General features: G+C 72.5%; 18 protein-coding genes and 1 pseudogene. All 19 read right to left on the bottom strand.

Annotation, left to right across the window (positions count from 1 at the left end):
• Positions 1 to 7: 7 nt before the first annotated feature.
• Positions 8 to 559: a dTDP-4-dehydrorhamnose 3,5-epimerase gene (gene rfbC, locus ACFRIC_RS22560; RefSeq protein ID WP_382788418.1), complete on the bottom strand. Its 552-nt coding sequence runs from the start codon at positions 557 to 559 to the stop codon at positions 8 to 10.
• A complete protein-coding gene (locus ACFRIC_RS22555; protein ID WP_382788416.1) occupies positions 556 to 1,788 on the bottom strand; it encodes a polysaccharide pyruvyl transferase family protein in 1,233 nt (410 codons plus the stop codon). The genes rfbC and ACFRIC_RS22555 overlap by 4 nt, the downstream gene beginning before the upstream one ends.
• Positions 1,785 to 2,732: a glycosyltransferase family 2 protein gene (locus ACFRIC_RS22550; protein ID WP_382788414.1), complete on the bottom strand. Its 948-nt coding sequence runs from the start codon at positions 2,730 to 2,732 to the stop codon at positions 1,785 to 1,787. Before ACFRIC_RS22550 ends, ACFRIC_RS22555 begins: the two co-directional genes overlap by 4 nt.
• Positions 2,729 to 4,027, bottom strand: a complete 1,299-nt coding sequence (locus tag ACFRIC_RS22545) for a hypothetical protein (protein WP_382788412.1) — start codon at positions 4,025 to 4,027, stop codon at positions 2,729 to 2,731. The genes ACFRIC_RS22550 and ACFRIC_RS22545 overlap by 4 nt, the downstream gene beginning before the upstream one ends.
• A 5-nt stretch (positions 4,028 to 4,032) precedes the next feature.
• Positions 4,033 to 5,307 (bottom strand): DUF4910 domain-containing protein, encoded by a 1,275-nt coding sequence (locus ACFRIC_RS22540; RefSeq protein ID WP_382788410.1) that lies wholly within the window; start codon positions 5,305 to 5,307, stop codon positions 4,033 to 4,035.
• A complete protein-coding gene (locus ACFRIC_RS22535) occupies positions 5,304 to 6,329 on the bottom strand; it encodes an NAD-dependent epimerase/dehydratase family protein (RefSeq protein WP_382788408.1) in 1,026 nt (341 codons plus the stop codon). Before ACFRIC_RS22535 ends, ACFRIC_RS22540 begins: the two co-directional genes overlap by 4 nt.
• A gap of 3 nt (positions 6,330 to 6,332) precedes the next feature.
• Positions 6,333 to 6,980: a PIG-L deacetylase family protein gene (locus ACFRIC_RS22530; RefSeq protein WP_382788406.1), complete on the bottom strand. Its 648-nt coding sequence runs from the start codon at positions 6,978 to 6,980 to the stop codon at positions 6,333 to 6,335.
• Entirely contained in the window at positions 6,977 to 7,807 is an 831-nt protein-coding gene (locus ACFRIC_RS22525; protein WP_382788404.1) for a glucose-1-phosphate cytidylyltransferase, read from the bottom strand. Before ACFRIC_RS22525 ends, ACFRIC_RS22530 begins: the two co-directional genes overlap by 4 nt.
• The gene (locus ACFRIC_RS22520; protein WP_382788402.1) at positions 7,804 to 9,039 is read right to left on the bottom strand and encodes a class I SAM-dependent methyltransferase; all 1,236 of its coding nucleotides are present in this window, start codon (positions 9,037 to 9,039) and stop codon (positions 7,804 to 7,806) included. The genes ACFRIC_RS22525 and ACFRIC_RS22520 overlap by 4 nt, the downstream gene beginning before the upstream one ends.
• A complete protein-coding gene (locus ACFRIC_RS22515; RefSeq protein ID WP_382788400.1) occupies positions 9,036 to 10,277 on the bottom strand; it encodes a glycosyltransferase in 1,242 nt (413 codons plus the stop codon). Before ACFRIC_RS22515 ends, ACFRIC_RS22520 begins: the two co-directional genes overlap by 4 nt.
• 2 nt (positions 10,278 to 10,279) lie before the next feature.
• Positions 10,280 to 11,512, bottom strand: coding sequence for an O-antigen ligase domain-containing protein (locus tag ACFRIC_RS22510; protein WP_382788398.1), 1,233 nt, complete (start codon positions 11,510 to 11,512; stop codon positions 10,280 to 10,282).
• Between the two features lies 1 nt (position 11,513).
• A complete protein-coding gene (locus tag ACFRIC_RS22505) occupies positions 11,514 to 13,034 on the bottom strand; it encodes a right-handed parallel beta-helix repeat-containing protein (protein WP_382788396.1) in 1,521 nt (506 codons plus the stop codon).
• Positions 13,035 to 13,047: 13 nt separating this feature from the next.
• Positions 13,048 to 15,015 (bottom strand): alginate lyase family protein, encoded by a 1,968-nt coding sequence (locus tag ACFRIC_RS22500; protein WP_382788394.1) that lies wholly within the window; start codon positions 15,013 to 15,015, stop codon positions 13,048 to 13,050.
• A complete protein-coding gene (locus ACFRIC_RS22495) occupies positions 15,012 to 17,219 on the bottom strand; it encodes a bi-domain-containing oxidoreductase (RefSeq protein WP_382788392.1) in 2,208 nt (735 codons plus the stop codon). Before ACFRIC_RS22495 ends, ACFRIC_RS22500 begins: the two co-directional genes overlap by 4 nt.
• Positions 17,220 to 17,261: 42 nt before the next feature.
• Positions 17,262 to 19,196: an asparagine synthase (glutamine-hydrolyzing) gene (gene asnB, locus ACFRIC_RS22490; protein WP_382788390.1), complete on the bottom strand. Its 1,935-nt coding sequence runs from the start codon at positions 19,194 to 19,196 to the stop codon at positions 17,262 to 17,264.
• A gap of 3 nt (positions 19,197 to 19,199) precedes the next feature.
• The gene (locus ACFRIC_RS22485; protein WP_382788388.1) at positions 19,200 to 20,717 is read right to left on the bottom strand and encodes a Wzz/FepE/Etk N-terminal domain-containing protein; all 1,518 of its coding nucleotides are present in this window, start codon (positions 20,715 to 20,717) and stop codon (positions 19,200 to 19,202) included.
• The gene (locus tag ACFRIC_RS22480; protein ID WP_382788386.1) at positions 20,714 to 22,081 is read right to left on the bottom strand and encodes a Wzz/FepE/Etk N-terminal domain-containing protein; all 1,368 of its coding nucleotides are present in this window, start codon (positions 22,079 to 22,081) and stop codon (positions 20,714 to 20,716) included. The genes ACFRIC_RS22485 and ACFRIC_RS22480 overlap by 4 nt, the downstream gene beginning before the upstream one ends.
• A pseudogene (locus ACFRIC_RS22475) lies at positions 22,078 to 23,339 on the bottom strand (glycosyltransferase family 4 protein). The gene ACFRIC_RS22480 and the pseudogene ACFRIC_RS22475 overlap by 4 nt, the downstream one beginning before the upstream one ends.
• Positions 23,329 to 24,645, bottom strand: coding sequence for a nucleotide sugar dehydrogenase (locus ACFRIC_RS22470; RefSeq protein WP_382788384.1), 1,317 nt, complete (start codon positions 24,643 to 24,645; stop codon positions 23,329 to 23,331). The pseudogene ACFRIC_RS22475 and the gene ACFRIC_RS22470 overlap by 11 nt, the downstream one beginning before the upstream one ends.
• Between the last annotated feature and the right edge of the window lie 50 nt (positions 24,646 to 24,695).

Genomic DNA, 24,695 nt, shown 5'->3' with positions numbered 1-24,695 from the left:
GCCGGCCTCAACTTTCCTGGTGCTGCAGGACCTTGGCGAGGCTCGGCGCCTCCCGGTCCCTCTGGGACATCGAAGTGACCGGCAGCGGCCAGGCGATGGCGAGCTCCGGGTCGTCGAAGGCGATCGTCACGTCCTCGGCGGGATCGTGCGGACGGTCGATCCGGTAGGAGGTGTCGGCGGTCTCGGTCAGGGCCTGGAAGCCGTGCGCGCACCCCGCCGGGATGTACAGGGTCTTCTGCGTCTCGCCGGACAGCTCGAAGGTCGCCACGTTGCGGTAGGTCGGCGAGTGCGGGCGCAGATCCACGACGACGTCGAAGATCCTCCCGTACGAGCACCGCACGAGCTTGGCCTCGCCCGCGCCGGAGCGCAGGTGCAGTCCGCGCAGCACGCCCCGGACCGAACGGGACACGCTGTCCTGGATGAAGGAGTCCGGGTCCAGGCCCACCGAGCGGACCACGTCCGCGTCGAAGGTGCGGCAGAAGAAGCCGCGTTCGTCGGCGAACGGAGTCGGCTCGAACAGGTACGCGCCGGAGATCGCTGGTACGTCGGTCGCTTTCATCGGGTCTCCCGCTGTGCGTGGGCGTGGTCGGTCGCCGGGAACAGGGTCGCGGTCAACTCGTCGAACTGGTCCTCCAGTTGCCGGGCGGCGGCCTCGTTGCGCTCGGCGAGGGTCCGGCGCAGTTCCGCCGATCCCTTCTCCAGCGCCCGGAACTGTTCGAGCAGCCGGTCGGCGTCGACCTCGCGCGCCGGGTGGCAGTAGGCGCCGAGACCCATCCGCTCCATGAGCGCGTCGCTCTTCGCCGCGTAACTGAGCGCGAGCGCCGGTGTGCCGGTCTTCAGCGCGCAGATCAGGTTGTGGTACCGGACCGCCACCACGGTGTCGGCGGCGGCCATCTCGTTCATCAGGTCGGCCAGCGACGCCGGTTCGGCGGCGGTGACCAGGGGCGAGTCCACGGCGTCGAGGATCGCCGTGACCACCGACGTGTCGCAGGTGTCGCCGGTGAGCAGCCGGACCGGTCTGCCCTCCTCGGCCAGCGTGCGTACGAACCGGATCGTCCCGTCGAGGTAGCGCCCGTGGATCTCCTCGGCCCGGGCACGGTCGTCGTTGCCGCCGTGGAAGTCCATGACACCGACGCAGACCGGGCCCGGTGCGCCCGAGGGCTCGCCCGCACGCGGCGCGGGCAGCGAGAACGCCAGGTCCGGGTAGACCTTGTCGCGCGCGGTGTCCACGCCCATCGCCCGCATCGCGGCCCGGGACTGGTCGTCGCGGTAGGACCGGTACGCGGCCAGCCGCCCCGACCAGCGCACCAGGGCCCGGGTCGGCCGGTTGCGGATCTCGGCGGCCCCGACGCTGACCAGCGCGACCCGGGTGCGCAGCAGCCGGCCGCTCGCGCAGAGCAGGAACAGCGAGTACGGGAAGCCCCACGGCCGCAGCGGCAGCGTGGCCTCCAGGACGCCCATGCCCGGGACGATCACCACGTCGTGCCGGCGCACCCAGGCGGCGGTGCGGAAGACGTCGACGAGTTTGCCCAGCCCCTTGCCCACGATCGCGCCGGCCCGTGACGCGGTCCGGTACTCCCCGCGGTACCAGTGCAGCCGCGTCGCCGGGATCCCGAACCGGGCGGTGACGGCCTCGGGTCCGCCGCACAGCGCGTCCACGGCCGCCTCCGGGTGCCGCCGCCCCAGGTATCCGAGCACGGCCTCCAGCGACCCGTCGTTGCCGAGGTTGCCGGAGCCGAGCAGGCCGAACACCCCGACGCGCACCGGAGTTCCGTTCGCGGCGCTCATGCCCGCCTCCCCTCACGGCCGGCGACCAGGGCGTCGACGGAGACGGTGAGCCGGTCCGGGTCGACCGGGGCGCGGTCCTCGACCCGCTCGCCGGCGCCCGGCCGGACCCGGCTGGTCATCCACGCGGCCAGGTGACGGCGGCAGGCCCGCCGGTCGGCCGGGGACAGCGGCGCCCGCCGGATCGACGAGACGAAGCCCCAGACGTACTCGGCGAGCAGCCGGGGCGTCGGGTGCAGCGGGCCGGCCCGGCGCGGGTCCAGGTTGACGCACCGGGAGCGCTTGGAGGGGTTCGCCCGCTCGGCGCGGGTGGGGTGGTCGCGCCGGAAGTACAGCAGTTCGGGCACCTGGTAGAAGGGCCCGTGCAGGGTGATCTCGGCGACGTAGGTGCGGTCCGCGTGGTGGTAGCTGTCCATCGGCTTCACCCGGCGCAGCACGTCGGTCCGCATGACGCCGTAGAAGTCGTCGCCGCCGGGCTCGAACAGCAGACTGCGGAAGCGCTCCGGCGCGCTCGGCGAGTCGGTGGCGAGCGTGTAGTCGTAGGGGACCTTCACCTTGCCGTCGCCGTCGATGACCGCCTGGCCGGTGTGCGCGAGGATCATCTCGGGCCGCTCGTCCAGCGCCTCCACGCACAGCCGCAGCAGGTCCCGGCCGTACAGGTCGTCGTGCGAGGCCCACTTGAACAGTTCGCCGCGGGACTCGGCGAGCACATGGTTGTGGTTCGGTGTCGCGCCGATGTTCCGGGGCAGCCGGATGTACCGGATGCGCGAGTCCTTCGCGGCGTACCGGCGGCAGATGTCCTCGGTGCCGTCGGCCGAGGCGTTGTCGGAGATGACCAGCTCGAAGTCCTCGTAGGTCTGGCCGAGCAGGGCGTCGAGCGACTCGGCCAGGTACTCCTCGCCGTTGTACACGGGCAGGCCGATGCTCAGCCTGGGTTGCGCGGTCATGACGTCCTCACTTCGCGGATCGGTTCTTGAGCGCGCTCGCGCAGGGCGGAGCGCAGTTGCAGCCACCACACGGCCGAGCCGCTGACGGTCGCGGCGGCGACGCCCCAGGCCGAGCCGACCGCGCCGCCGGCGGCCGCGCCGCCGAGTCCGCCGCCGACGTAGCAGACGGAGGCGAACAACTGGCAGCGCAGGCTGCGCCGGGCCGCGCCGAGTGCGCGCAGCCCGGCGGCCGCGCCGGTGCCGAGGCCCGCGCCGGCGACGCCGAGGCTGATCGGCACGATGAGCTGGGAGGCGGAGTGCCAGACGTCGCCGAGCACCATCTCGCCGAGCCGGTCGGGCACCAGCAGCAGCGCCGAGCCCCAGAGCAGCGCGCCGACGGCCTGCCCCCCGCCCAGGAGCAGGCAGAACCTGCCCAGTTGGTGCGGGGCCTGCCGCAGCACCCGTGCCGCCTCCGGGACGGTGACGAGCGAGAGCCCCATGAGCACGGCCAGGAACGGGCCGAGCAGGAGCTCGGCGCCCCGCACCGCGCCCACCGCGCCGACCCCGACGATCACGCCCACCCCGTACGCCCGCAACTGGCTCGCGCCGCTGAGGCTGACGTTCTCGACCAGGTAGCGGTAGCCGAGATCGCGCTGTTCGCGCAGCCAGCCGCGCGCCTCGGCCATGCGCGGCCGGATGCCGGACTGGACGTACCCGTACCCCGCCGCCACCGTGGCGGACGCGCCCCAGGCGAACACGAAGGCGGCCACGGTGCCCACATGGGCCGCCACCACCATGGCGGGGACGAGCGCGACACCCCAGGCGACGTCGTTGAAGAACGCCTTCCGCCCGGTGCCCGCGGCGAAGAACGAGTACCGCCAGGCGTCCTGGAGCAGCAGCCCCGGCAGCATGACCCCGAGGGCGGCGAACGCGGGCCCGACCCGGCCGCCGAGGCCGAGACCGGCCGCCAGGCACACCACGCCGAGGACGCCGCCGACGCCGAGCGCGGTGCCCGTCGACCGGCCCACCGCCCCGCGCCACGCGGCGCCGGGCGGGCCGCTGAAGCGGACCGTGAGCGGATCGGTGGCCAGCCCGCGGGAGACGTTGAGCACCACGCCGTACGTCACCCAGGCGAGGCTGAACACGCCGAACGCGGTCACCCCCAGCGAGCGGGCCACGTAGATGCCCACCGCGAAGTTGCTCACGCTGGAGGCCGCCTGGTCGGCCAGCCCCCAGGACAGCCGGCCGACCAGGGCCCGCTTGGCGGACCCGGCCGGCGGCACCGTCGTCGGCGGATTCTCCCCCTCGGTGGTCATCGGCGTCACGTCTTGATCAGGTCGGCGTCGCGCAGGGCACCGGCCGCGGCGGCGACCGTGTCGAAGGGCAGCCCGGCGCGCTCCGCGACGTCCAGCAGACTGTGCTCGCCGTCGGAGAGGCTGAGCACCCACAGCATGGCCATCTGGGCCTCCTTGGCGTCGCTGCGGCCGCCGAGCGAGTCGTACAGCCCGCGCCGGCCGAGCTGCGGCTCGCCGTAGGGGCTGAGGTTGACGTACCGCCGGTTGCGGTCCAGGACGGCGAACGCCTCGCGGCAGACGGCGAGCGTGTCCGCCATCGCCTCCGGGGAGACGAAGTCCAGGTCGTCCGCCGAGGTGTGGTACTCGGGGTACCCGGCGTACGGGGTCCGGCTGAGCGAGCCCACTCCGAGATCGAACCCGGGCGAGCAGTACTGCCGCTCGTCGTAGCCGTACGGGGTGAACTCCTTGATCCGGTGCGGGCGTTCGGAGGTGCGCAGCACATGCTCCAGCACCCGGTCGATCTCCGCGTCCCCGCGCCTGCTCCGCTTGTACGTCAGACTGCCCGAGTCGCCAGCGCAGGCCAGCACCAGTCCGTGCTTGACCCGGTCGACCCGCTCGGCGTTGCGGGCCAGCCAGGTGATCGCCCCGACGGTGCCGGGCGCGAAGATGAACCGGTAGGTGTAGTACGGGTTCTGCTCCGCCAGCGCGCGCGCCAGGTACACCGCCACGGCGATGCCGGCCAGGTTGTCGTTGGCCAGCGACGGGTGGCAGACGTGGCAGGAGACGATCACCTCGTCGGTGACCTGCCCGGGGACCACGTGTTCGGCGTAGGTGAGATGGCCGTCGGCGAGCGTGGAGTCGATGCGGACCTCGTACTCGCCCTCGGGCAGCGCGTCCAGGGTCTCCTGGGCCAGGCAGAACCCCCACTCCGGCTTGTAGTAGCTGGTGCGGTACGGCACCAGGTCAGGCTGGTCCGGCAGGGTGTGCAGATGCCCGCGCAGCTCGGACAGCGGCATGGTCGCCGACACCGGCACGCTGTAGCCGAGCACGTGCAGGCTGGACGCGGCGAAGTCGACGACCCGCCTGCCCGTGCCGTCGGCTATGTAGGCGTCGCGGATGTTCCACTCCTGCGGCACCGTCCAGTCCAGCACCTGGGTCCCGGTCGGCACCTCGTGCACCTGGAGCGGGATGTGTTCGCCGACGATGTCCAGGGTGGCGCGCACCCCGTCGCCCGTGATGCTCCGGCACAGCGGGTACAACCGCTCCACCAGCGCGTACATCTCCTCCCCGGCCGTGCTCATCGGCGCCACCGCAGGGTCTCGTCGACCGTGCCCGCGTCGGACGCCGCGCGCAGCACCGCGAGCCGGGTGAAGCGCTGCTCGAAGCTCTCCCGGGTCAGCCCGTGCTCGCGGTAGGCGTCGGCGAGTTCGAGCGCGCCCTGCTTGACCGTCCACTCGCAGTCGAAGCCGGGGATCGCGGCGCGGAACCGGGAGAAGTCCACCCGGTACGACCGCGGGTCCGCGCCGTTCTCGCCGGTGATCACCACCTTGGCACCGGACACCGCCTCGGCGACCTGCTCGGCGATCTCGGCGACGGTGACGTTGTTGACCTCGCTGCCGATGTTGAACGCCCGGTCGTGCACGGCCTCCCGGGGCGCGTCCAGCGCGGCCGTGAAGGCCCGGGCGATGTCGGCGGCGTGCACCAGCGGGCGCCAGGGCGTGCCGTCGGAGAGCACGAGGACCTCGCCGGACAGCAGGGCGTGCCCCACCAGGTTGTTCAGCACGATGTCGGCGCGCAGCCGGGGCGAGTAGCCGAAGGCGGTGGCGTTGCGCATGTACACCGGGGTGAAGTCGCCGTCGGCGAGCTCGTGCAGGTCGTCCTCGACCCGCACCTTGGACTCCGCGTACGGCGTCACCGGCCGCAGCGGGGCGTCCTCGGCGACGAGTTCGTCGCCGCCGGCGGCGCCGTAGACGGAGCAGGTCGACGCGTACAGGAAGCGTCGCACTCCCGCGTCGCGGGCCAGTTTCGCCAGCTTCACGGACGCGTGGTGGTTGATGTCGTAGGTGAGGTCGGGCGCCAGCGCGCCCAGCGGGTCGTTGGACAGCGCGGCCAGGTGGATCACGGCGTCGACGCCGGCCACGTGTTCGGCCGTGACGTCGCGCAGGTCCACCTGCCGCGTCGGCGGGTCGGCGGGAGCCGGGCCGAGGACGCAGTCGGCGAACAGGCCGGCGTCGAGGCCGACGACCTCGTGTCCGGCGGCCGTGAGGACCGGGGCCATGACGGTGCCCAGGTAGCCCTGGTGCCCGGTCAGCAGTACGCGCAAGGTTCATTCCCCCAGGTCGAGAGTGAGTTTGGTGACGGCGAACGCCTCGGCGTAGCGCGCGTTGCTTTCGATGCCGCGGATGCGGGCCAGCCCGAGGAAGGCCTCCCGGTCGTACCAGGGCCGGTGCTGCTGCGAGGGGTAGTGCTCCTGCAGCAGCCGCACCTTCTCCTCGGCGGTCTCCGGCGCCAGCGGCTGGTACGCCGAGGGACGGCCGAGATCGCCGTCCCACTTGACGATCTCGTAGCCGAGCACGAGGTGGTCGCGGAACGCGGTGGTCATGAGCTTGGCCAGACCCCGGTGGTCCTGGTGCGCGTCGTCGGTGCGCGGGGCGAGGACCAGGTCCGGCTCCGTGGTCGCGCGCAGCTCCTCGACCGCGCCCTTGGCCTCGTCCCAGTGCGCGGGCAGCCGGCCGTCCGGCAGCTTGTGCACGGTCAGCGCGAGGTCGGCGCCCGGGCAGAAGGCGGCGAGCGCGGCCCGCTCCTCCTGTTCCCGCTCGCCCCCGCCCCCGCTGAGCACCAGCGCGTCGACGCGGAGGCCCGGATGCGCGCGGCACAGCGTCAGCAGCGTGCCGCCGGCGCCGATGGCGATGTCGTCGCAGTGCGCACCCACCGCGACGATGCTGTTCAGGCGCCCGGCCCCGAGCCGGATCACGCGGTGCCCGCCGTGGCGCCGACCCGGCTCGCGGGCACCCGTACAACGGTGCCGCCGTGCTCCCACACGGCCCACGGCCGGTCGCCCCGGGTGTAGGCCTCGTCGAGCGCGGCCCGCTCCTTCACGGTGTCGGTCGGCTTCCAGAAACCGCGGTGCTGGTGCGCCACCAGCCGTCCCTGCTTGGCGAGTTGGCCGCAGCCGTCGGCCACCAGGTCCCCGTTCTCCGGGATGTGGTCGAAGACCTCCTGACGGAGCACGAAGTAGCCGCCGTTCTCCCACAGCGGCATGTCGCTGACCGCGGTGATGCCGCCGACCAGGCCGTCCTCGCCCAGCTCGACGCAGTGGAACGAGGACTGCGGCGGGACCACCATCATCGACGCGCCGGCGTCGCGCCGGGCGAAGTTGTCGATCATCTCCGGCAGCGGGGCGTCGGTGAGCACGTCGGCGTAGTTGGCGAGGAACATCTCGTCCCCGTCCAGGTGGTGCCGCACCCGGCGCAGCCGCTCCCCGATGGGCGACTCGATGCCGGTCTGCGCGAACGTGATCGTCCAGTCGGCTATGTCGGTGGACAGCAGCTCGGTCCGCCCGCCCCGCAGCACGAAGTCGTTGGACGTCGTCTCCTCGTAGTTGAGGAAGAAGTCCTTGATGTGGTGGGCCCCGTAGCCCAGGCACAGGATGAACTCCTTGTGCCCGAAGTGCGCGTAGTAGCGCATGACGTGCCAGATCAGCGGGCGCGGCCCGACCATCGCCATCGGCTTGGGCACGTCGTCGGAGGTTCCGTTGCGCATCCGCATCCCGTAACCGCCGCAGAACAGGACGACCTTCATCGCTTGACCTCGACAATGCTCAGTTCCGGAATGGGAAACACGAGTCGGCCGCCCCATTCGTGGACGAAGGACAACTGCTCGGTCAGCTCGGCCCGCAGGTTCCACGGAAGGACCAGGACGTAGTCCGGCTTGTCGGCGGCGATCCGCTCGGGCTCCAGGATCGGGATGCGGGTCCCCGGGGTGAACCGGCCGTGCTTGTAGGGGTTGCGGTCGACGGTGTACGCGAGCAGGTCGGGCCGGATGCCGCAGTGGTTGAGCAGCGTGTTGCCCTTGCCCGGGGCGCCGTAGCCGACGACCGTCTCGCCGCGCTCGGCGGCCTCGATGAGGAACCGCAGCAGATCCCGGCGCACCTTGGCCACCCGGGCGGAGAACTCGGTGTACCCGGACAGCTCCTGGAGCCCGGCGGCCTTCTCCCGGTCGAGCACCTCGGCCACGCGGGCGGAGGGCTCGCCCGCCACCTCGGCCGGGCGGGCCCACAGCCGGATGGAACCGCCGTGCGTGGGCAGCAACTCGACGTCCACCAGCGCGAGTCCGCCGCTCGCCAGCGCCCGGATCGCCGAGGCGACCGTGTAGTACTGGAAGTGCTCGTGGTAGATCGTGTCGTACTGGTTCTCCTCGATCAGGGTCAGCAGGTGCTGCACCTCGATGGAGACCCAGCCGTCGTCGGCGACCAGCGCGCGCAGCCCCTGGGTGAACCCGACCACGTCGGGGATGTGCGCGTACACGTTGTTGGCCACGACCAGGCCGGCCGGGCCGTGCTCGGCGCGCACGGCGGCGCCGGTCTCCGGGTCGAGGAACGCCGTGAGCGTGGGCACCCCCGCCTCGCGGGCCGCGGCGCCGACGTTCACCGAGGGCTCGACGCCGAGGCAGCGGATCCCCCGCTCCACCACGTGCTTGAGCAGGTATCCGTCGTTGCTCGCGACCTCGATCACGAAGGCGTCGGGGCCCAGGCCCACCCGCCGCACGGCGTCGTCGACGAACGTGCGCGCGTGCTCCACCCAGGACGTCGAGTAGGAGGAGAAGTAGGCGTACTCCGTGAACGTCTCCTCCGGCTTGATCAGCGGAGGGATCTGCGCGAGCCAGCAGTCGGTGCAGACCCGCAGGTGCAGCGGGTACGCGGGCTCCGGCTGGTCCAGTTGGTCAGCGGCGAGAAAGCTCTCGCACGGCGGCGTCGCCCCCAGATCGACGACGCTCGCCGTCGCGTGCGAGCCGCAGAGTCGGCATCGTGTCATGTACTGTCCCCATCCCCCTTGAACGCGCGGGTGTCCCCGCCGCGAGCATGTACAGACCGTCCCGCGATCGCGGTCCGGTACCCCTCCACCAGGCGCTCCAGCCCGACGGCCGGGCTGAAGCCCTGTTCGTAACGGCGCCGGGCCGCCCGCCCCATCTCCCGGTTGTCGTCCGGCCCGGCCGTGATCCGGCGCAGACAGGACGCGAGCGAGGCGGTCTCACCCGGCTCGTGCAGCAGCCCCGTCACCCCGTCCTCGACGAGTTCGACGAAGGCACCGTGACCGGCGGCGACCGTCGGGACCCCCGCCGCCATCGCCTCCACGACCACGAGGCCGAACGCCTCCAGCCAGGTGGAGGGAGCCACCACGGCGACCGACCGCGCGATCGCCCGCCGGCACTGCTCCTGGTCGTACAGGCCGACGTGGCGGACGTCGTCCCGGCCCGCGGCCCACGCGGTCACCTCGGGCTCCAGCGGCCCCGTGCCGGCGATCACGAGCGGCACGCCCACACCGCCCCCGGCGGCGAGTTCGTCCCAGGCGGCCATGAGCAGCCGTACGCCCTTGGCCTCCGCGAGCCGGCCCAGATAGAGCACGTGCTCGCCCGGGCCCTCCCGGCGGAGGCCCGGTTCGGGCACGAAGTTGTGCTTCACCGCCAGCTTCTCGGCCGGCATGCCCGCCCGCACCAGGACGTCGCGCTGCGCCGCCGAGATGCAGAAGAACCGCTCCACCCCGGTCCACCACCGCCGCCGGTTGACCGACATGCTGACCGCGAGCGGCACCGTCGCCAGCCGCGAGTTGCGGTAGCAGCCGTGCCGGACGGCGGGCAGCGGCGTGGACCCGACGCACTCGGTGCACGGCCGGCCGTCCCGCTGGAGCGTGCCGGGCGGGCAGATCTGGGTGTAGTTGTGCAGCGTGGCCACCGCGGGCACGCCGGCGTCGGCGCAGGCGGCCAGCACGGCGGGCGACAGGAGCGGGAAGACGTTGTGGACGTGCACCACGTCCGGCCGGTCGGCGCGCAGCCGGTCGGCGAGCTCCGAGCGGACCGCCGGGTTCCACGGCACCAGCAGCGGGACGGCCACCTTGCCCGGCAGGGACCGGGCGGCGATGTCGTCACTGCGCCGCTCGAACGTCTCGACCCGGTGGCCGGCCTCCCGCAGCAGCGCCACCTCCGCGTCGACGACCTTGTTCTCGCCGCTCGGCTGCGCCGAGGCGTAGCGGTTGTGCACCACGAGGACGTGCATGCTCAGATCGCCTCCGTTCGCTGGGCCCATCGCGGGACGTGTCGTCGGGGAAGCCGGGGTCCCGGCGGGGGAGCCGCCCGGTCGGGCGTCGCCAGCAGCGAGGCGGCCACGGCCAGGTGCAGCAGGTACGGCGAGGCGTCGCCTAGTCCGGCCTCGGTGTACGAGGCGATCGCGCAGTAGCTGATCAGGAAGATCGCGCAGGCCCTCGACAGCGACGGCGGCCGCAGCAGCGCGACACCGCCCAGCACGACGATGATCGCGGCCACCAGCCCGACGCCGATCACTCCCTGCTCGTTGAAGACGGCCAGCCAGCTGTTGTCGATGGGCAGCCCGTCGAAGGACTTGTCGCCCAGACCGGCGCCGAACAGGTACTCGGTGGTCGACCGGGGCTCCGCCAGCAGGGCGTGCCAGACCTTGGCCCGGCCGGTGAGGCTGGAGAAGTTCTCCTGGCTCTGTCCGCGCAGGAACCACGTCTGCAGCGCGGAGGCGAACCCGACCGCGGCCACCGTGCCGATCGTCACCGCCCAGGTGAAGAACCGGCGGGCGGCGCCGCTGGTGAGGATGAGCGAGCCGATCGCCAGCGCCAGCCCGAGGAGCAGTCCGAGCGTGGCCGTGCGGGTGTGGGTCAGGGCCAGCAGGACCAGGGAGGGCACGATGACCACCGCCGCGCTGGTCCGGTCGGTCCGGCGGCCGAGCAGGAGCAGCACGGTCAGTCCGATGATGACCGCCGCGTACTGCCCGATCTGGGGCGGGGTGAGCGGCCAGAGCGCGCCGACCAGCCGTCCGCCGTAGAGGTCGGGCAGGGCCGCGCCGGGCGAGGCGACCAGACCGGCGGCCACCGTCCCGAGCACCGCCAGATACATCCGGATGTGATGCCGTACGAACGTCTCGTCGCCGTCCCACCAGCGGCTGACCAGCCACAGCGTGCCGACGAAGAGGGCCAGCCGGAAGCAGCGGAACAGGGCGCCGAACCCGGACTCCAGATGCATGCTGGAGATCACGCTCATCACCAGGAGCAGGGTGAGCAGGAACAGGTAGGCGCTGGTCCGGATGCGCAGCCGGAGATTGACCGCGAGGGCCAGCGCGAACGCGGTGACCAGCGCGCCCATGGTGACCATCTGGATGAGCGAGCGGGGGAGCGGGACGATCGTCTTCGCCCCGGCGGACCCGAGGGTGTTGAGGATCAGCAGTCCCCAGACGGTCCCGATGATCTTCGGTGTGCGGTCCGTGTTCATCTCAGCCACCGTCCTGGCTGCGGAAGGTGCTGCCCGCGTCCTGCAGGTACGGCGCCTCCTGCCACTGGCCGGAGTCGAGCACCCGGCTCGGGTCGTGGGCGACGAACCTCCACGGTCCGACGTAGGTGTTGTCGTGCCAGCGGTTGTGCTGCTTCCCGGTGATCGCCTCCGCCACCCGCTCGCCCTGGTACGGGGACCAGTCCGGGTAGGTGCCGTAGTTGGCCAGTACCGCCATGCGGTCGCACTTGACCGTGCAGCCCACGACGGACTTGTCCAGCGCGAAGCGGTTGTTGTGGATGTCCACCCGCTGGGTCCGCCAGCGGCAGTCGGTGTAGAGCGGTTCGGCGGCGATCCCCGGCCGGGCGCAGCGGTGCATGTCCTTCACCAGCAAGGTGCAGTCCCCGGACGAGGTGTTGGCCGGGCTGTTGCAGAACCGGTCGGCGTTCTCCCACAGGGTGATCCCGGACCAGTTGTCCTTCAGCACGTTCTGGTAGATCTCGATCCTGTCCGTGCGGGCGTGGACCCGCGGTTCGCCGCCGGACTCGGAGATGTAGACGGTCGCGAACGGGAAGTTGTCCCCGCGGTCCGCGTACTTGCGGCCCTCGACCCAGTTGTTCCGGCGGATCATGTTGTCGCGGACGACCGCGTTGTAGCTGGTCTCGTAGATCAGCGCGGCACCGTCGTTGGCCTCCAGCACGTTGTCCTCGATGAGGAAGTCGTTGTTGTTCGTGTCCGCCCACAGCCCGGTCCCGCGGTTGTCGTGCACCCAGTTGCCGCGTATGTCGGCGCCGTCGACGGCCCAGAACTTGACGCCCCCGGTGCAGCCGCAGCCCGGCCGCTTCCGCTCCCAGTCGTCCGTGTTGTTGCCGACGATCTCGTTGCCCTCCAGCACCAGGCCGGTGATACGGCCACTGCCCTTGTACGCGTTCACGCCGTACTGGCCGTTGTCGCGCAGGCAGTTGGCGCGGACCTGCTGGCGGGCCCCGGCCATCAGGCCCGCACCCGAGTTGTGCTGGATCGTCGCGTGCTCGATGACCCAGCCGTCGGCGGAGTCGTGGTTGACCACGCCCTCGTCGCGCGGGGCGACGAAACCCTGCACGGTCAGATAGCGGATGGTGACGTCGGGGGCCGTGCCGGCGAACGCGTACTGGTTGGTCCCGCGGCCGTCGAGGACCGCGCCCGGCGCGCCGACGTAGACGTCCCCCTTCTTCGGGAGGACCTGGGCGTAGCGGTCCGCCTCGAGCCGGTGCTTGCCCGGCTCGAGCCAGAACGTGGTGTTCGCCGGGCTCTTCTTGGTCTTCTCCGCCAGGTCACCGGGCTTCGAGGGGTCGACCGTCACCGCGCCCGCCGGCGCCTTCGCCGGTCCGGCCGCGGGCTTGGCGCACATCCGGGCCACGGACGACGAGGGCCCGGCCGTCGGCTTCAGCCGCGCGTCCTGCGAGCTGTCGCAGCCGGTCGCCGCCGGCAGGGCCAGTGCCAGCAGCGCGGCCGGCAGCGCCCAGTGCCGCCAGTTGATCGCCAAGCGTCCTTCCTCCCTAGCCGTGGAACCTGAGTACGGTGGTGAACCCCTGCGTGCCCTCGGCGACGCCGGTGCCGACCAGCGTGGTGGCGGGTTCCTTGCGCCCGAAGCCGGCGGAGTACCAGCCCAGCGGCGGTTCGCTCTCGCCGCGGTGCGCCCGCCAGGTCAGCCGCGCGGGCAGGTCGAGCTCCGCGGAGCGCTCCTCTCCGTCTGCGGCCCAGGTGAGCCGCGCCCGGTCGCCCTCCAGCTCCGCGGTGACCGCGGGGCCCAGGTGGAAGGCCAGGCGTACGTCCCGGCGCGGGCCGCGCACCTCGTCGAACACCGTCAGCTCCCGGCTCCCGGCCGCCAGTTCCACCAGGCGGCGGTGCACCGAGCCCGGGTAGCCGTCGTGCTCGGCGCACCAGCGGGAGGTTCCCCCGGCCGGGGCGCCGGAGGCGTCCGCGACCAGGACGCGGCTGCGGGCGTGCCGGGTCCACAGGAACGGGCCGCCCGAGACGGACTGGTCACCGCCGTCGAGTTCCAGCGTGTTGTGACCGAGCGTGGAGCGGAAGTACCGCCGCCACTCGGGCTGCCCGTGGTAGCAGAAGGTGCCCGGGTCGGCGAGCACGTCGACCCCGTCGTGCCGGACCTCCACGGACAGCGCGTCGGCGTGGGCGTGCGCGGCGATGGACAGGAATCCGTGCGGACCCCCGTCGCAGCGGACCCAGATCTCCTCCGGGCCGCGCAGGACGGTCATGCCCGCGTCCGCGAAATGGGCGGGCCGTTCCGCGGGCCGGGCCACGGCCGGTGCGGTGTCCTTCCGCGCGTACGGCCGGATGAACGCGGCCAGCAGCGGGGTGCGCACGTCGGTCCCGGTCACCGTCGGCCACCAGTCGAGCCGGCCGAACACGGCGTCCCCGGTGGCGAGCAGCGAGGCCCAGCGGTCGGTGCCGGCGCCGTCCACGATCAGACCGTGGCCGTCGTCCGCGTCGCCCTGGCGCGGTGGCCGCAGCCGGTTGTCCACGACGGCCGCGAGCGCGTCCGTCATGCGCAGCAGCACGAGCCGAACCGTCGTGGGGACCTGGACGCCCGCCGCGTCCGCCTCGGCCACGGCGGCCAGACCGAGTTCGAGGACCAGGCCGTGGTACTCGGTGGCCAGCTCCCGGTTGAGGCCGGAGAGGAAGGTGTTGCCCCGCAGCTCCCGCTCCAGCGACCGCAGGGCGTCGGACCGCCAGCGCGCCGAGGAGGGGAACCATCCGAACGCGCAGGCCGCGGCGAACTGCCCGGCGGTCTCCGCGATGACGTGGTTGTTCGCCGAGGACCCGCGGCTGGGGAAGGCGGCCAGCCAGCGCTGGTGGTGCCAGATCTGGTTCAGCGCCACCGGGTTGTCCTCGAAGAGGGCGGCCGCGCCCTGCCAGCCGTCGAGCAGCCGGCGCACCCACACCCAGGACAGCAGCCGGATGCCCAGCTCGATGCCGCTGGTCCAGTGCACGCCTTGCAGCGGCGGGTTGGCCTCCCACCACGACCGCAGATGCCCGGCGACCCGCTCGGCGTACCGCTCGTCCCCGGTGAGGGCGTAGGCGGCGGCGAGCACGGTGAGGTACTGGTGCCGGGAGGGCTCCCAGATCTGCTTGATGTCCCCGACCGCGTCCTCGTCGCGGTACGGCACGTCGAACGCGTACACCTGCGGGGCCCGGCGTCCGGTCTTCGGGTCGTACGACCAGTCCGGGTCGGCCAGGTCGTCGCGTTCCACCCCGAAGAACTCGGCGTGCCCGTCCATCAGCCGGTCCGCCTCGGCGACCAGACGCTTCACGGCGTCCGGCGCCACCTCGGCGAGCGTGCCCGCGGGCAGCGAGGCGGTGAACCGGGCGCCGGTCACGTCCGGGCAGTCCGGTGGCGCCGCACGCCACCGCCGCCTGCGGACCGCGTCGCCCGCCCGGCCGGAGACCTCCAGCGGCCCCATCCGGGACAGACGGCGCAGGTACCAGCCCGCGCTCATGGTCATCGGGCGCCCGCCAGTGTCACCGGCACGCCGCCGGCCAGGCCGGTCCGCACGGCGAGGGTGGCCGCCGTGGTGGCCACCAGCGACTCCAGCGGCACCGGCATCGGACCGCCGGTCCTGACGGCCTTGACGAACGCGGCCAGTTCGGCCGACTGGCCCTTGTCCCGGGCCTTCGGCAGCCGCGAACTGACCCACCGCTTGCGTCCGTACACCGAGGCACGGACGAAGTCGTCGAGCCGCAGCACCTTGCCGTCCGCGACGAGGTCCAGCGTCTCCTTGGGGAAGCCGGGCGCGCCCGAGGTGACGTAGCTGATGGTGGCGGTGGACTCGTCCGGGTAGCGCAGGACGACCTGGAGGTCCTCGTTGCCGGAGGAGGCGACCGCGTACACGGACACCGGGTCGGCGCCGAGCAGCCAGCTCGCCGTGTCGATGAAGTGCCCGCCCTCGCCGACGAACCGCGAGCCCTCGGCGCCCTGCTGGAGGTACCAGCTCCCCTGCGCCAGCCGGCCCGCGTTGACCAGATAGCGCAGGCTCGCCGGACCGGTCCGGTCGCCGAACCGGCTCCGGGCCTCCTGGAGCAGCGGCGAGAACCGGCGGTTGAAGCCCACCTGCAGACGGTCGTTGCCGGACTCCTCCACCGCCGCGAGCACGCCGGCCAGCTCCTCCTCGGTGAGGGCCAGCGGCTTCTCCACGAACACGGTCTTGCCGGCGAGCAGCGCCTGCCGGGTGAGTTCGGCGTGCGAGCTGTGCCGGGTGACCACGAAGACCGCGTCGATGGACTTGTCGCCGAGCACCGCGTCGAGATCGGTGGTCGCCTCGGCGAAGCCGAACTTGCGCTGCGCGTTGGCCGCGGACAGCGCCGTCGTCGTGACGACCGTCGACAGTTCGACGCCGTCGCGCCGCGCCAGATGCGGCAGCAGCATCGACGTCGCGTAGTTGCCCGCGCCGACGAACGCGAGGCGCACCGGCGTCTTCGCGGCCCGGACCGGAGCGGACGCCCCCTCGCCGCCGCCCCGCTTCACCGCGGGCACGGCCAGTACCGGTGCGGTCGCCGGGGTCTCCGTGCTCTCCGCCTCCGCGTCCTGCTCCGGGTATCGGAACAGCACGGCCACGGCCTTCAGTTCGCCTTCCTTCAGGCTCCGGTACGTCTCGACGGCCTCGTCGAACGCGGCGATGTGGGAGATCAGGGGCTCCACGTCGACCCTGCCGCGGGCGGCGAGGTCGAGGAAGCACGCAAGGTTGCGGCGCTCGGTCCAGCGCACATAGCCGATCGGGTAGTCCCGCCCCTCCAGCTCGTACTCCGGGTCGTAGCGGCCGGGTCCGTAGCTGCGGGAGAACCGGACGTCGAGTTCCTTCTCGTAGTACGCGTTCCACGGCAGGTCGAGGCGGCACTTGCCGATGTCGACGACCCGCCCGCGGTCACGGCAGAGCCGGGCGGCGAGCTCGACGGGCTGGTTGCTGCCGCCGCCGGCCGCCAGGTACACCTGGTCCACGCCGTGGCCGCCGGTGAGTTCGGCGACGGAGTTCTCCACGGCCGCGGACGAGGGGTCGCCGCAGGCCGCCGCGCCCAGGCGCTCGGCCAGCTCGCAGCGCGCCGGGTCCGGGTCGACCCCGACGACACGGACGCCCGAGGCGGTGAGGAGCTGCACGACCAACTGCCCGATCAGACCGAGACCGATGACCAGCGCCACCTCGCCGAGCCGCGACTCGCCCTGACGGACACCCTGCATCGCGATCGACCCGACGGTGCCGAAGGCCGCGTGCCGCGGCGCGAGACCGTCCGGCACCGGGGCGTAGAGGTTCTTCGGCACCCAGTTCAGCTCGGCGTGCAGCGCGTGCTCGTTGCCGGCACAGGCCACCAGGTCGCCGACCTTCACGTCGTCGATCCCGGCGCCGACCTGCTCGACCACCCCGCACAGCGAGTACCCCAGCGGCGTGTACGAGTCCAGTTTGCCCATCACCTTGCGGTACGTGGCGGGCACCCCGTTGGTGGCGACGCTCTGCATGACCTTGGCGACCTGGTCCGGCCGGGAACGGGCCTTGCCCAGCATCGACATGCCGGCCTCGGAGACCTTCATGAGCTCCGTACCGGTGGAGATCAGCGAGTAGGCGCTGCGGACGAGCACACCGTCCGGCTTGCATCCCGGCACCGGCACGTCGAGCAGCGCCAGTTCACCGCTCTTGTAGTTCTGTACGACCTGTTTCACCGAAGTCCTCTTGTCTCTACTGTCTCTACGCCGTCGCTGTCTCTACGCATGCACGGGAGAGTGCCGTCCGGCCCCGGAGGTCGCGTCGCGATACCAGTACTCGAGGGTCAGCACATGCCACAGGTGCTTGGAGAAGTCCCGCTGCCCGGAGGCGTCCTCGGCGACCATGCGCGCCAGCGCGTCGCGGCGCAGCAGCCCGGACCGGACGAGCTCGCCGTCGTTCACCACCTCGCGCACCAGCGGCGCCAGATCCCGGCTCATCCAGGCCCGCAGCGGGGCGCTGAACAGGCCCTTGGGCCGGTACACGATCTCCCGGGGCAGGACCGAGGTGGCCGCCTCCTTGAGGACGGCCTTGCCCTGCCGTTTGACGATCTTGCGGTCGCCGGGCACCGCGAACGCGGCCCTGACCACCTCGACGTCCACGTACGGCACCCGTACCTCGGTCGACGCGGCCATGCTCGACCGGTCGGTGTAGGCGAGGTTCAGGCCCGGCAGGAACATCCGGGCGTCGCCCAGGCACATGCGGTTGACGAAGTCGTCGAGGTCGTTGTCCTCGTAGACGTCCGCGTGCTCGGTCAGCACGTCGTCGACCGTCCCGGCCAGGTCCGGATCGATCAGGTCGAGCAGCTCGGCCCGGTCGTACATGGTGTAGCTGCGCCGGAACGCGGTCTCCTCCGGCAGATCGGCGAAGGACAGGAACCGCTTGGCGAAGCGCACCGAGCGGTACCCCCGGCGGGCCGAGGCGACCGGCAGCCGGTCCACGGCCGCGGACACACCGCGCCGCAGGGGCCGCGGGACCCGCTGGTAGCGCAGCGCGATCACGTTGGCCAGGTGTTTGCGGTAGCCGGCGAACAGTTCGTCGGCGCCCATCCCCGAGAGCATCACCTTGACCCCGGCCTCCCGGGCCGCCGAGCAGATCAGGAACGTGTTGATCGCTGCGGGGTCGCCGATCGGCTCGTCCAGATGGTGCGTCATCCGCGGCAGCAGGTCGAGCACGTCCGGGGCGATCTCGATCTCGTGCAGGTCGACGCCGAACTGCTCGGCCACCTGCCGGGCGTAGCGCAGGTCGTCCGGCATCGCCTCGAACTTGGCGTCCTCGGCCCGGAACCCGATCGTGTAGGCGGAGATCCCGGGCCGGTCGCGGGCCGCCAGCGCGGTCAGATAGCTGGAGTCGAGCCCCCCGGAGAGGAAGGTCGCCACGGGCACGTCGGAGAGCAGGTGGCGCCGGGTCGACTCCTCGACGACGGCGGCGATGTCCGGCACGTCGCCGGCGAGGGCACACTCCCGGCCCTCGGCCGCGACCTCCCGCAGGTTCCAGTACCGGCCGCGCTGCACCGCGCCGTCGGGCCGGAACCGGATCCAGCTCCCCGGCGGCAGCTTCTCCGCCTCGCGGAACGCGCACCGCGAGTCCGGCACCCAGTAGTACAGCAGCGACGCCACCAGCGCCGCGTGGTCCACCTCCAGCGACCCGCCGGTCACGGCGGCCAGCGCCTTGAGCTCGGAGGCGAACACGAGGCCGCCGCCGCGCCGGAGCAGGAACAGCGGCTTGATGCCGAGCTGGTCGCGGGCGAGCGTCAGTTCACCGGTCCGCTCGTCGAAGACGCCGAAGGCGAACATGCCGCGCAGCCGGGGCAGACAGTCCGTGCCCCAGCGCCGCCAGGCCTCCAGCAGCACCTCGGTGTCGGAGGTGCCGCGGAAACGCACCCCCGCGGCCTCCAGCTCGGCACGCAGCTCGGGCGCGTTGTACAGCTCGCCGTTGTACGTCAGGACGAGGCCGTTCGAGACCATCGGCTGGGCGCCGGTCTCGGACAGGTCGATGATGGCCAGCCGGCGGTGCCCGAGGTGCACCTCGCCGTCACCGGCGGCGTGGCTGTAGTGGCCCGACCCGTCCGGACCCCGGTGGGCGAGCGTCTCGGTGAGCCGGTCGGCCACGGCCTTGCCGTCGGGCCATCGGTAAGTACCCGCGATGCCACACATGTCCTACCGTGCCTCCTGGTCGCTGTCCGGGACGCGGGCGGCCCACATGGGCTGCCGCTCCGTCCGCCGGGCCGTCCCGCTCTGCCGTGCCGACCGCTCGTCCTGGCCGCGCAGCGCGGTGCTCAGCCCGTCCCACAGCGTGCCGTCGGTCCGGTCACGCGGATCGGGGTCGATCAGCACGACTCCGATCACCGCGATCCGCTGGTCCGCGAGCTGCCGTGCCACGGTGTGCAGCCATGCCGAACTGCCGTGCCCGGCCCGTACGACGAGGACGGTCCGCGTGCCCAGGTGGCGCAGGTCGGTCCACGCGGTGCCCGGTGCCACCGAGCCGACCCCGACCCTGCGGTCCTGGTGCGGCAGGGACCCGGCGGTCTCGGCGCCGACCACCGTCGGGTCGCCCGGCTTCGGGCGGCGCTTGGCGAGCTGGGGGCCCGGCAGGCCGTCGACGACGACCACCGGTCCGTCCGCCGCCAGCGCCCGGGCGAGGTCCAGGGCGATCGCGCTCGTGCCGCGCGCACAGCCCAGTTCGAGCAGCGACACCGGTTCCGCGGAGCCGCGCGCGGTGCGCGCCAGCGACGTGGTGAGCCGTTCGCGTGCCACCCGCACCCGCCGGCGCCGCCCCAGCCGGCCCTTGCGACGGGGCAGCTCGGCGACGACCGAGGCGCCGAGGTTCGACGCGATCTCCCGGCGCAGCACCGGGCGGTCCGCCACGACCGAACCGACGGCGGCCACCGCGAGCCCGAGGACGAGGCCGAGGACGAGCCCGATGGCGCTGTTGGTGGCGGCGGCCTTGGGCAGCGAGGCGCGCACCGCGCTCGGCGCGTCCACGATCTGTGTGCCGGCGATGAGCTGCGGCGTGCCGATGCGGGCCTCCGCGGCGCGCTGGCCGAAATCGGTGATGCGCGAGGTGAGTTCGGCCCGGCGGGCGAAGAGGGACTCCAGGTCCGCCGACGCCGTCGGCCCGCTCTGCGCGGAACCGTCCCCGATCGCCTTGTTGACCTTGGTGAGTTCGCCCTGCAACCGGTCACGCTGGTCGAGCAGGGCCTTGGCCTCGGCGTCCGCGGCCGACCGGATCCGCTTCACGTGGTCCGCGACGAACGCGTCCGCCAGCGCCTTGGCGCGGGCCTCCGCCTGTGCGTCGCTGTCACCCGTCACCGTGATCTGCAGCAGGTTGTTGGTCACCCCGACCCCCGAGTAGTCCCGCATGAAGTCCTCGGGCTTCTCCGAGGAGTGCAGGGACTTCAGGGCCTCGCCGGCGATCCGTGTGGTCTGGAGCAGCGCGACGTCGGTGCGGATCAGCGTCCCGGGGTCGTTCGGCTGGTCCTCCTGGTGCGCGACCAGGACCTTGGTCACCGCGGTCGGCGGCGCCGGCAGCAGGACCGCCACCGCCGCGCCCACGAGCAGCCCCAGCGCTCCGGCGGCACACCAGAAGCGGCGCCGTCTGCGCACCGCCACCACCAGCGCCTGCAGGTCCAGCAGCGGAGCGGAGGCCGACGACTCCGATGTCGTACTCGTCGTCACCCTGAACTTCCCTTCACGTCGTGGCCGACCGCGAGCAACGGCGGGGCCGCGTTCCGGGGACGGCCGGCGGACCGCGCCGCGACGGCGCGGACCATGCCGGCGAGGACGACGCCGACGACCTCGTGCTTGGCGTCCGCACAGGCCTCGGCGATTCCGGCGAGCTCGGCCGCGGTCCAGTTGCCGGGGCTGAGCACGACCAGTGCGCCGGACTCGCTGCCGCGGTCCGGCACCAGCGGCTGGGACGGCGAGACCCCCACCGTCCGCAGGACCGGATCGCCTCCGGCCTCGGCGACGAGCCGGCCGGCCGCGAGGCGGGCGGTCTCGTCGCCGTCCGGGACGAGGACCAGCAGCCGCCGCGGGGCCGGCAGCCGGTCCCGCAGCCGGGCGCACACGCGCTGGTAGCGGATCTGCCGGCTGACCTCGTCGACCGAGGCCTGCGGGGCGGGGATGTCCCAGCGGACGTCGACGCCCAGCAGGCGACGGATCCCCGCACGCGAGCCGCCGTCCTCCGGCCGGTGCGCGGGCCGCTCGGCGGGCACGTCGACGGTGCCCAGCAGCTCCGCGTTCAGCGCCGCGGCGATCTCCGGCTGGGTGCGCAGCCGGCGGCTCATGCGGGCCGCGGTGAGATGGCCGACGACTCCGAGGAGGAAGAACAGCAGCGCCCCGGCGACGACGAGCTGGATCCGCGTCGGCGGTGCCTCGCCGGTCGGCCGGGGGGCCGAGCCCATGACGACCATGTTGGCCTTGGCGGCGGCGGGGTCGGCCTGGTCCAGCTTGCTGAGGGCCTCCTGGAGCGTGGTGCGCAGCTTCTCCAGCTCCGTGCGGGCCTGCACGCTCTCCACGGTCTGGCCGGGATCGGCGGCGTCGGCCAGCTCGGTGATGCGCTTGCCGGTCTGGATCACCGTCTGCTGCAGGGCCTCGCGCTGCGCCGCGGTGTCGGGGTCGGTGTTGTTGTCCGCGACCCGCGCGGCGAACGTGACGAACTGCCGGGCCACCTGGTCGGCGACCCGCTGAGCGCGTTCCGGGGTGTCGGCCGTGCCCGAGATCTTGATGATGTTGCCGTCGGCGGTCTTCGCGCCCACCTGGTCCCGCAGGTCGCTCTTGGCGGCCCCGGTCCAGTGCAGCGCGTCGGCCGCCGCGTCGACCACCACCGAACTGGTCGCGATCTCCTGCTGGGTCAGCAGTTCGCGTTCCTCCCAGGCGCCGGGCAGCAGGACCGACGCCGACGCCGTGTAGCGCGGCGGGAAGAGCAGCGAGGTGCCGTATCCGGCGAGCGCGCCCACCAGGGCGAGCGCGGCGAGGAGCCGCCAGCGCCGACGGATGATCCGGCCGATCGTGACCAGGCGAATCGTGTCATCGTTCAACGGTGCGGCCTCCGCCCTGTGCACGGTCCGGGCCGCCCGCCGGAGCGTCGTCGCCGCAGGCCGCGGCGTAGGCGGCGAGCAGGGACGCCTGCGAGTTCCGCCACGAGAGCGGGCCGCTGATCCGTTCCTGGCCGATCTTGCCCATCAGGGCCCGCTTCTCCGGATCGTCCAGCAGCAGCGCGACGAGCCGAGCGAACTCGCTCTCGTCGTTGGCCGGCGCGTAGACGGCCGCGTCACCGGCGGAGACGCGGGCCTCGCGCAGGTCGAAGGAGACGAGCGGCCGGCCCATCACCATGTACTCGAGGACCTTGTTCATGGTCGACACGTCGTTGAGCGGGTTGTGCGGGTCGGGGGAGAGGCACACGTCCGCCGTGGACAGGTAGCGCACCAGATCCGCGTCCGGGATGCGCCCGGTGAACTGCACCTGGTCCGCCAGCCCGAGCTCCCGCGACAGCTCGACCATCGCGTCGAAGGTGTCGCCGCCACCGACGAACACCGCGTGCCAGTCGGTCCGGCCGACCTCGTCGCGCAGCTTCGCGAGGGCCCGCAACGCGTAGTCGACGCCGTCCTGCGGTCCCATCACCCCGAGATAGCACAGCAGATGGGGCTTGCCGCGCTTCAGCTCCGGCTCGGGCGGCACGGGGTGGAACCGGTCGATGTCGGGCGCGCTGCGCACGACGAAGACGTCCTCCGGCCGCCGGCCGCCACGGCGCACCGCGGTGTCCTTGTAGCTCTCGTTCGTGGCGAGCACGACGTCCGCGGCCCGGTAGGTCATCCGTTCCAGCGCGCACACGCCGCGGTAGAGCAGGTCCTCGCCGCGGCCGAACCGCGAGAGGTACAGCTCGGGCACCAGGTCGTGCTGGTCGAAGACGAACCGCGCACCGCGCCGCTTCAGCCAGCGCGCCGGCAGGAACAGGAGGTCGGGCGGATTGCAGGCGTGCACCACGTCGACCGGCCCGATCTTCCGGGCCAGCCGCATGGTGTGCCACAACGCCGATCCGTACTCCCGCAGATAGCCGGCCGGCCCGCCGGTGGCGGCGCGCAACGGGTAGCGGTGGATCCGCACCCCGTCGATCACCGCCTCCGGCTCCGTGTCCCGCTTGCTGCCCTGAGGACAGATGACGTGCACCGTCCAGCCCGCGTCGCGCAGGGTCGTGCATTCCTGCCACACCCGTCGGTCGAACGGCACCGACAGGTTCTCCACCAGGATCAGCGCACGCCGGCCAGGCCGGTCGCCGCTGGTCGAGTCACCAAGCAAGGCCCATGTATCCCGGTTCGGCCCGGCGCGCGTCGGCGTCGGGGAGATGGATGAGATCGACGATCACGGGACCGTCGCCGTGGGGAAGCGCCGACAGCACGGCCGGGTCCTTCGTCCCCACCAGGCAGACCTCGGCGTGTTCGAGCACCTCGTCGACGGAGTCCGCGAGGAGCTGCGCGAGGTGCGGCAGCCGGGTCTCGATGTACTCGCGGTTCGCGCCGAGCAGCCGCGAGAGGCTCACGTTGGCGTCGTGGATGCGCAGGTCGTAGCCCTTGCCGAAGAGCCGCTCCGCCAGTTCGACCAGCGGGCTCTCGCGGAGGTCGTCGGTGCCGGGCTTGAAGGACAGCCCGAACAGGCCCACCTTGCGCTTGCCGGTGCGCTCCACCAGCTCCACCGCACGCTGCAGATGGTCGGCGTTAGAGGGCAGCACGTGGGACAGGATGGGCACCGACACGTCGGCCCGCTGCGCCGCGTGGACCAGGCTCCGCAGGTCCTTGGGCAGGCACGAGCCGCCGAAGGCGAAGCCGGGCCGCAGGTAGGCCGGGCTGATGTTGAGCTTGCGGTCGGCCAGGAACACGTCGATGACCTGGTGCGAGTCCACCCCGAGCGCCTGGCACACCGCGCCCAGCTCGTTCGCGAAACCGATCTTGAGGCCGTGGAACGCGTTGTCCGCGTACTTGATCGCCTCGGCCACCGGGATCGGCACCCGGAACACCTCGCCGGGCAGGCCCTCGTACAGTGCCGCCACCACGTCGCCGCTCGCCGCGTCGAGTTCGCCGATGACGGTCTTCGGCGGGTCGAAGAAGTCCCGCACGCTCGTGCCCTCGCGCAGGAACTCCGGGTTGACCGCGACCCCGACGTCCACGCCGGCCGTCCCGCCGACGTACTTCTCCAGGATCGGCAGCAGCAGGTTCAGGCAGGTGCCCGGGAGCATGGTGCTGCGGAACACGACGGTGTGCCGGCCGCCCCGCTCGGCCAGCGCGGCACCGATCTCCTCGGTGACCCGCTCCAAGTACGTGGTGCACAGACTGCCGTTGGGCTCCGAGGGCGTGCCCACGCAGATCAGCGACACCTCGCTGTTGGCGATCGCGTCACGGACGTCGGTGGTGGCGCGTAAGGCCCCGCTCCCCACGACGTCGGCGACGAGCTCGCCGATCCCCTCCTCGACCACCGGGGCCTTGGCGTCGTTGACCAGGTCGACCTTCACCTGGTTGACGTCGACGCCGATGACCTCGTGGCCCTGGCCGGCCAGGCACGCGGCCGACACACAGCCCACGTAGCCGAGCCCGAAAACGCTGACCTTCATGACCCGTTCCTCCCCCAGGGCAGACCCTTGCGGTCTGCCGTACCCGCACC

The sequence above is a fragment of the Streptomyces sp. NPDC056738 genome (assembly GCF_042790435.1).
Classification (GTDB): Bacteria; Actinomycetota; Actinomycetes; order Streptomycetales; family Streptomycetaceae; genus Streptomyces.
Note: the sequence above shows the minus strand (reverse complement) of the source record. Positions and strands in the feature narration are given on the sequence as shown.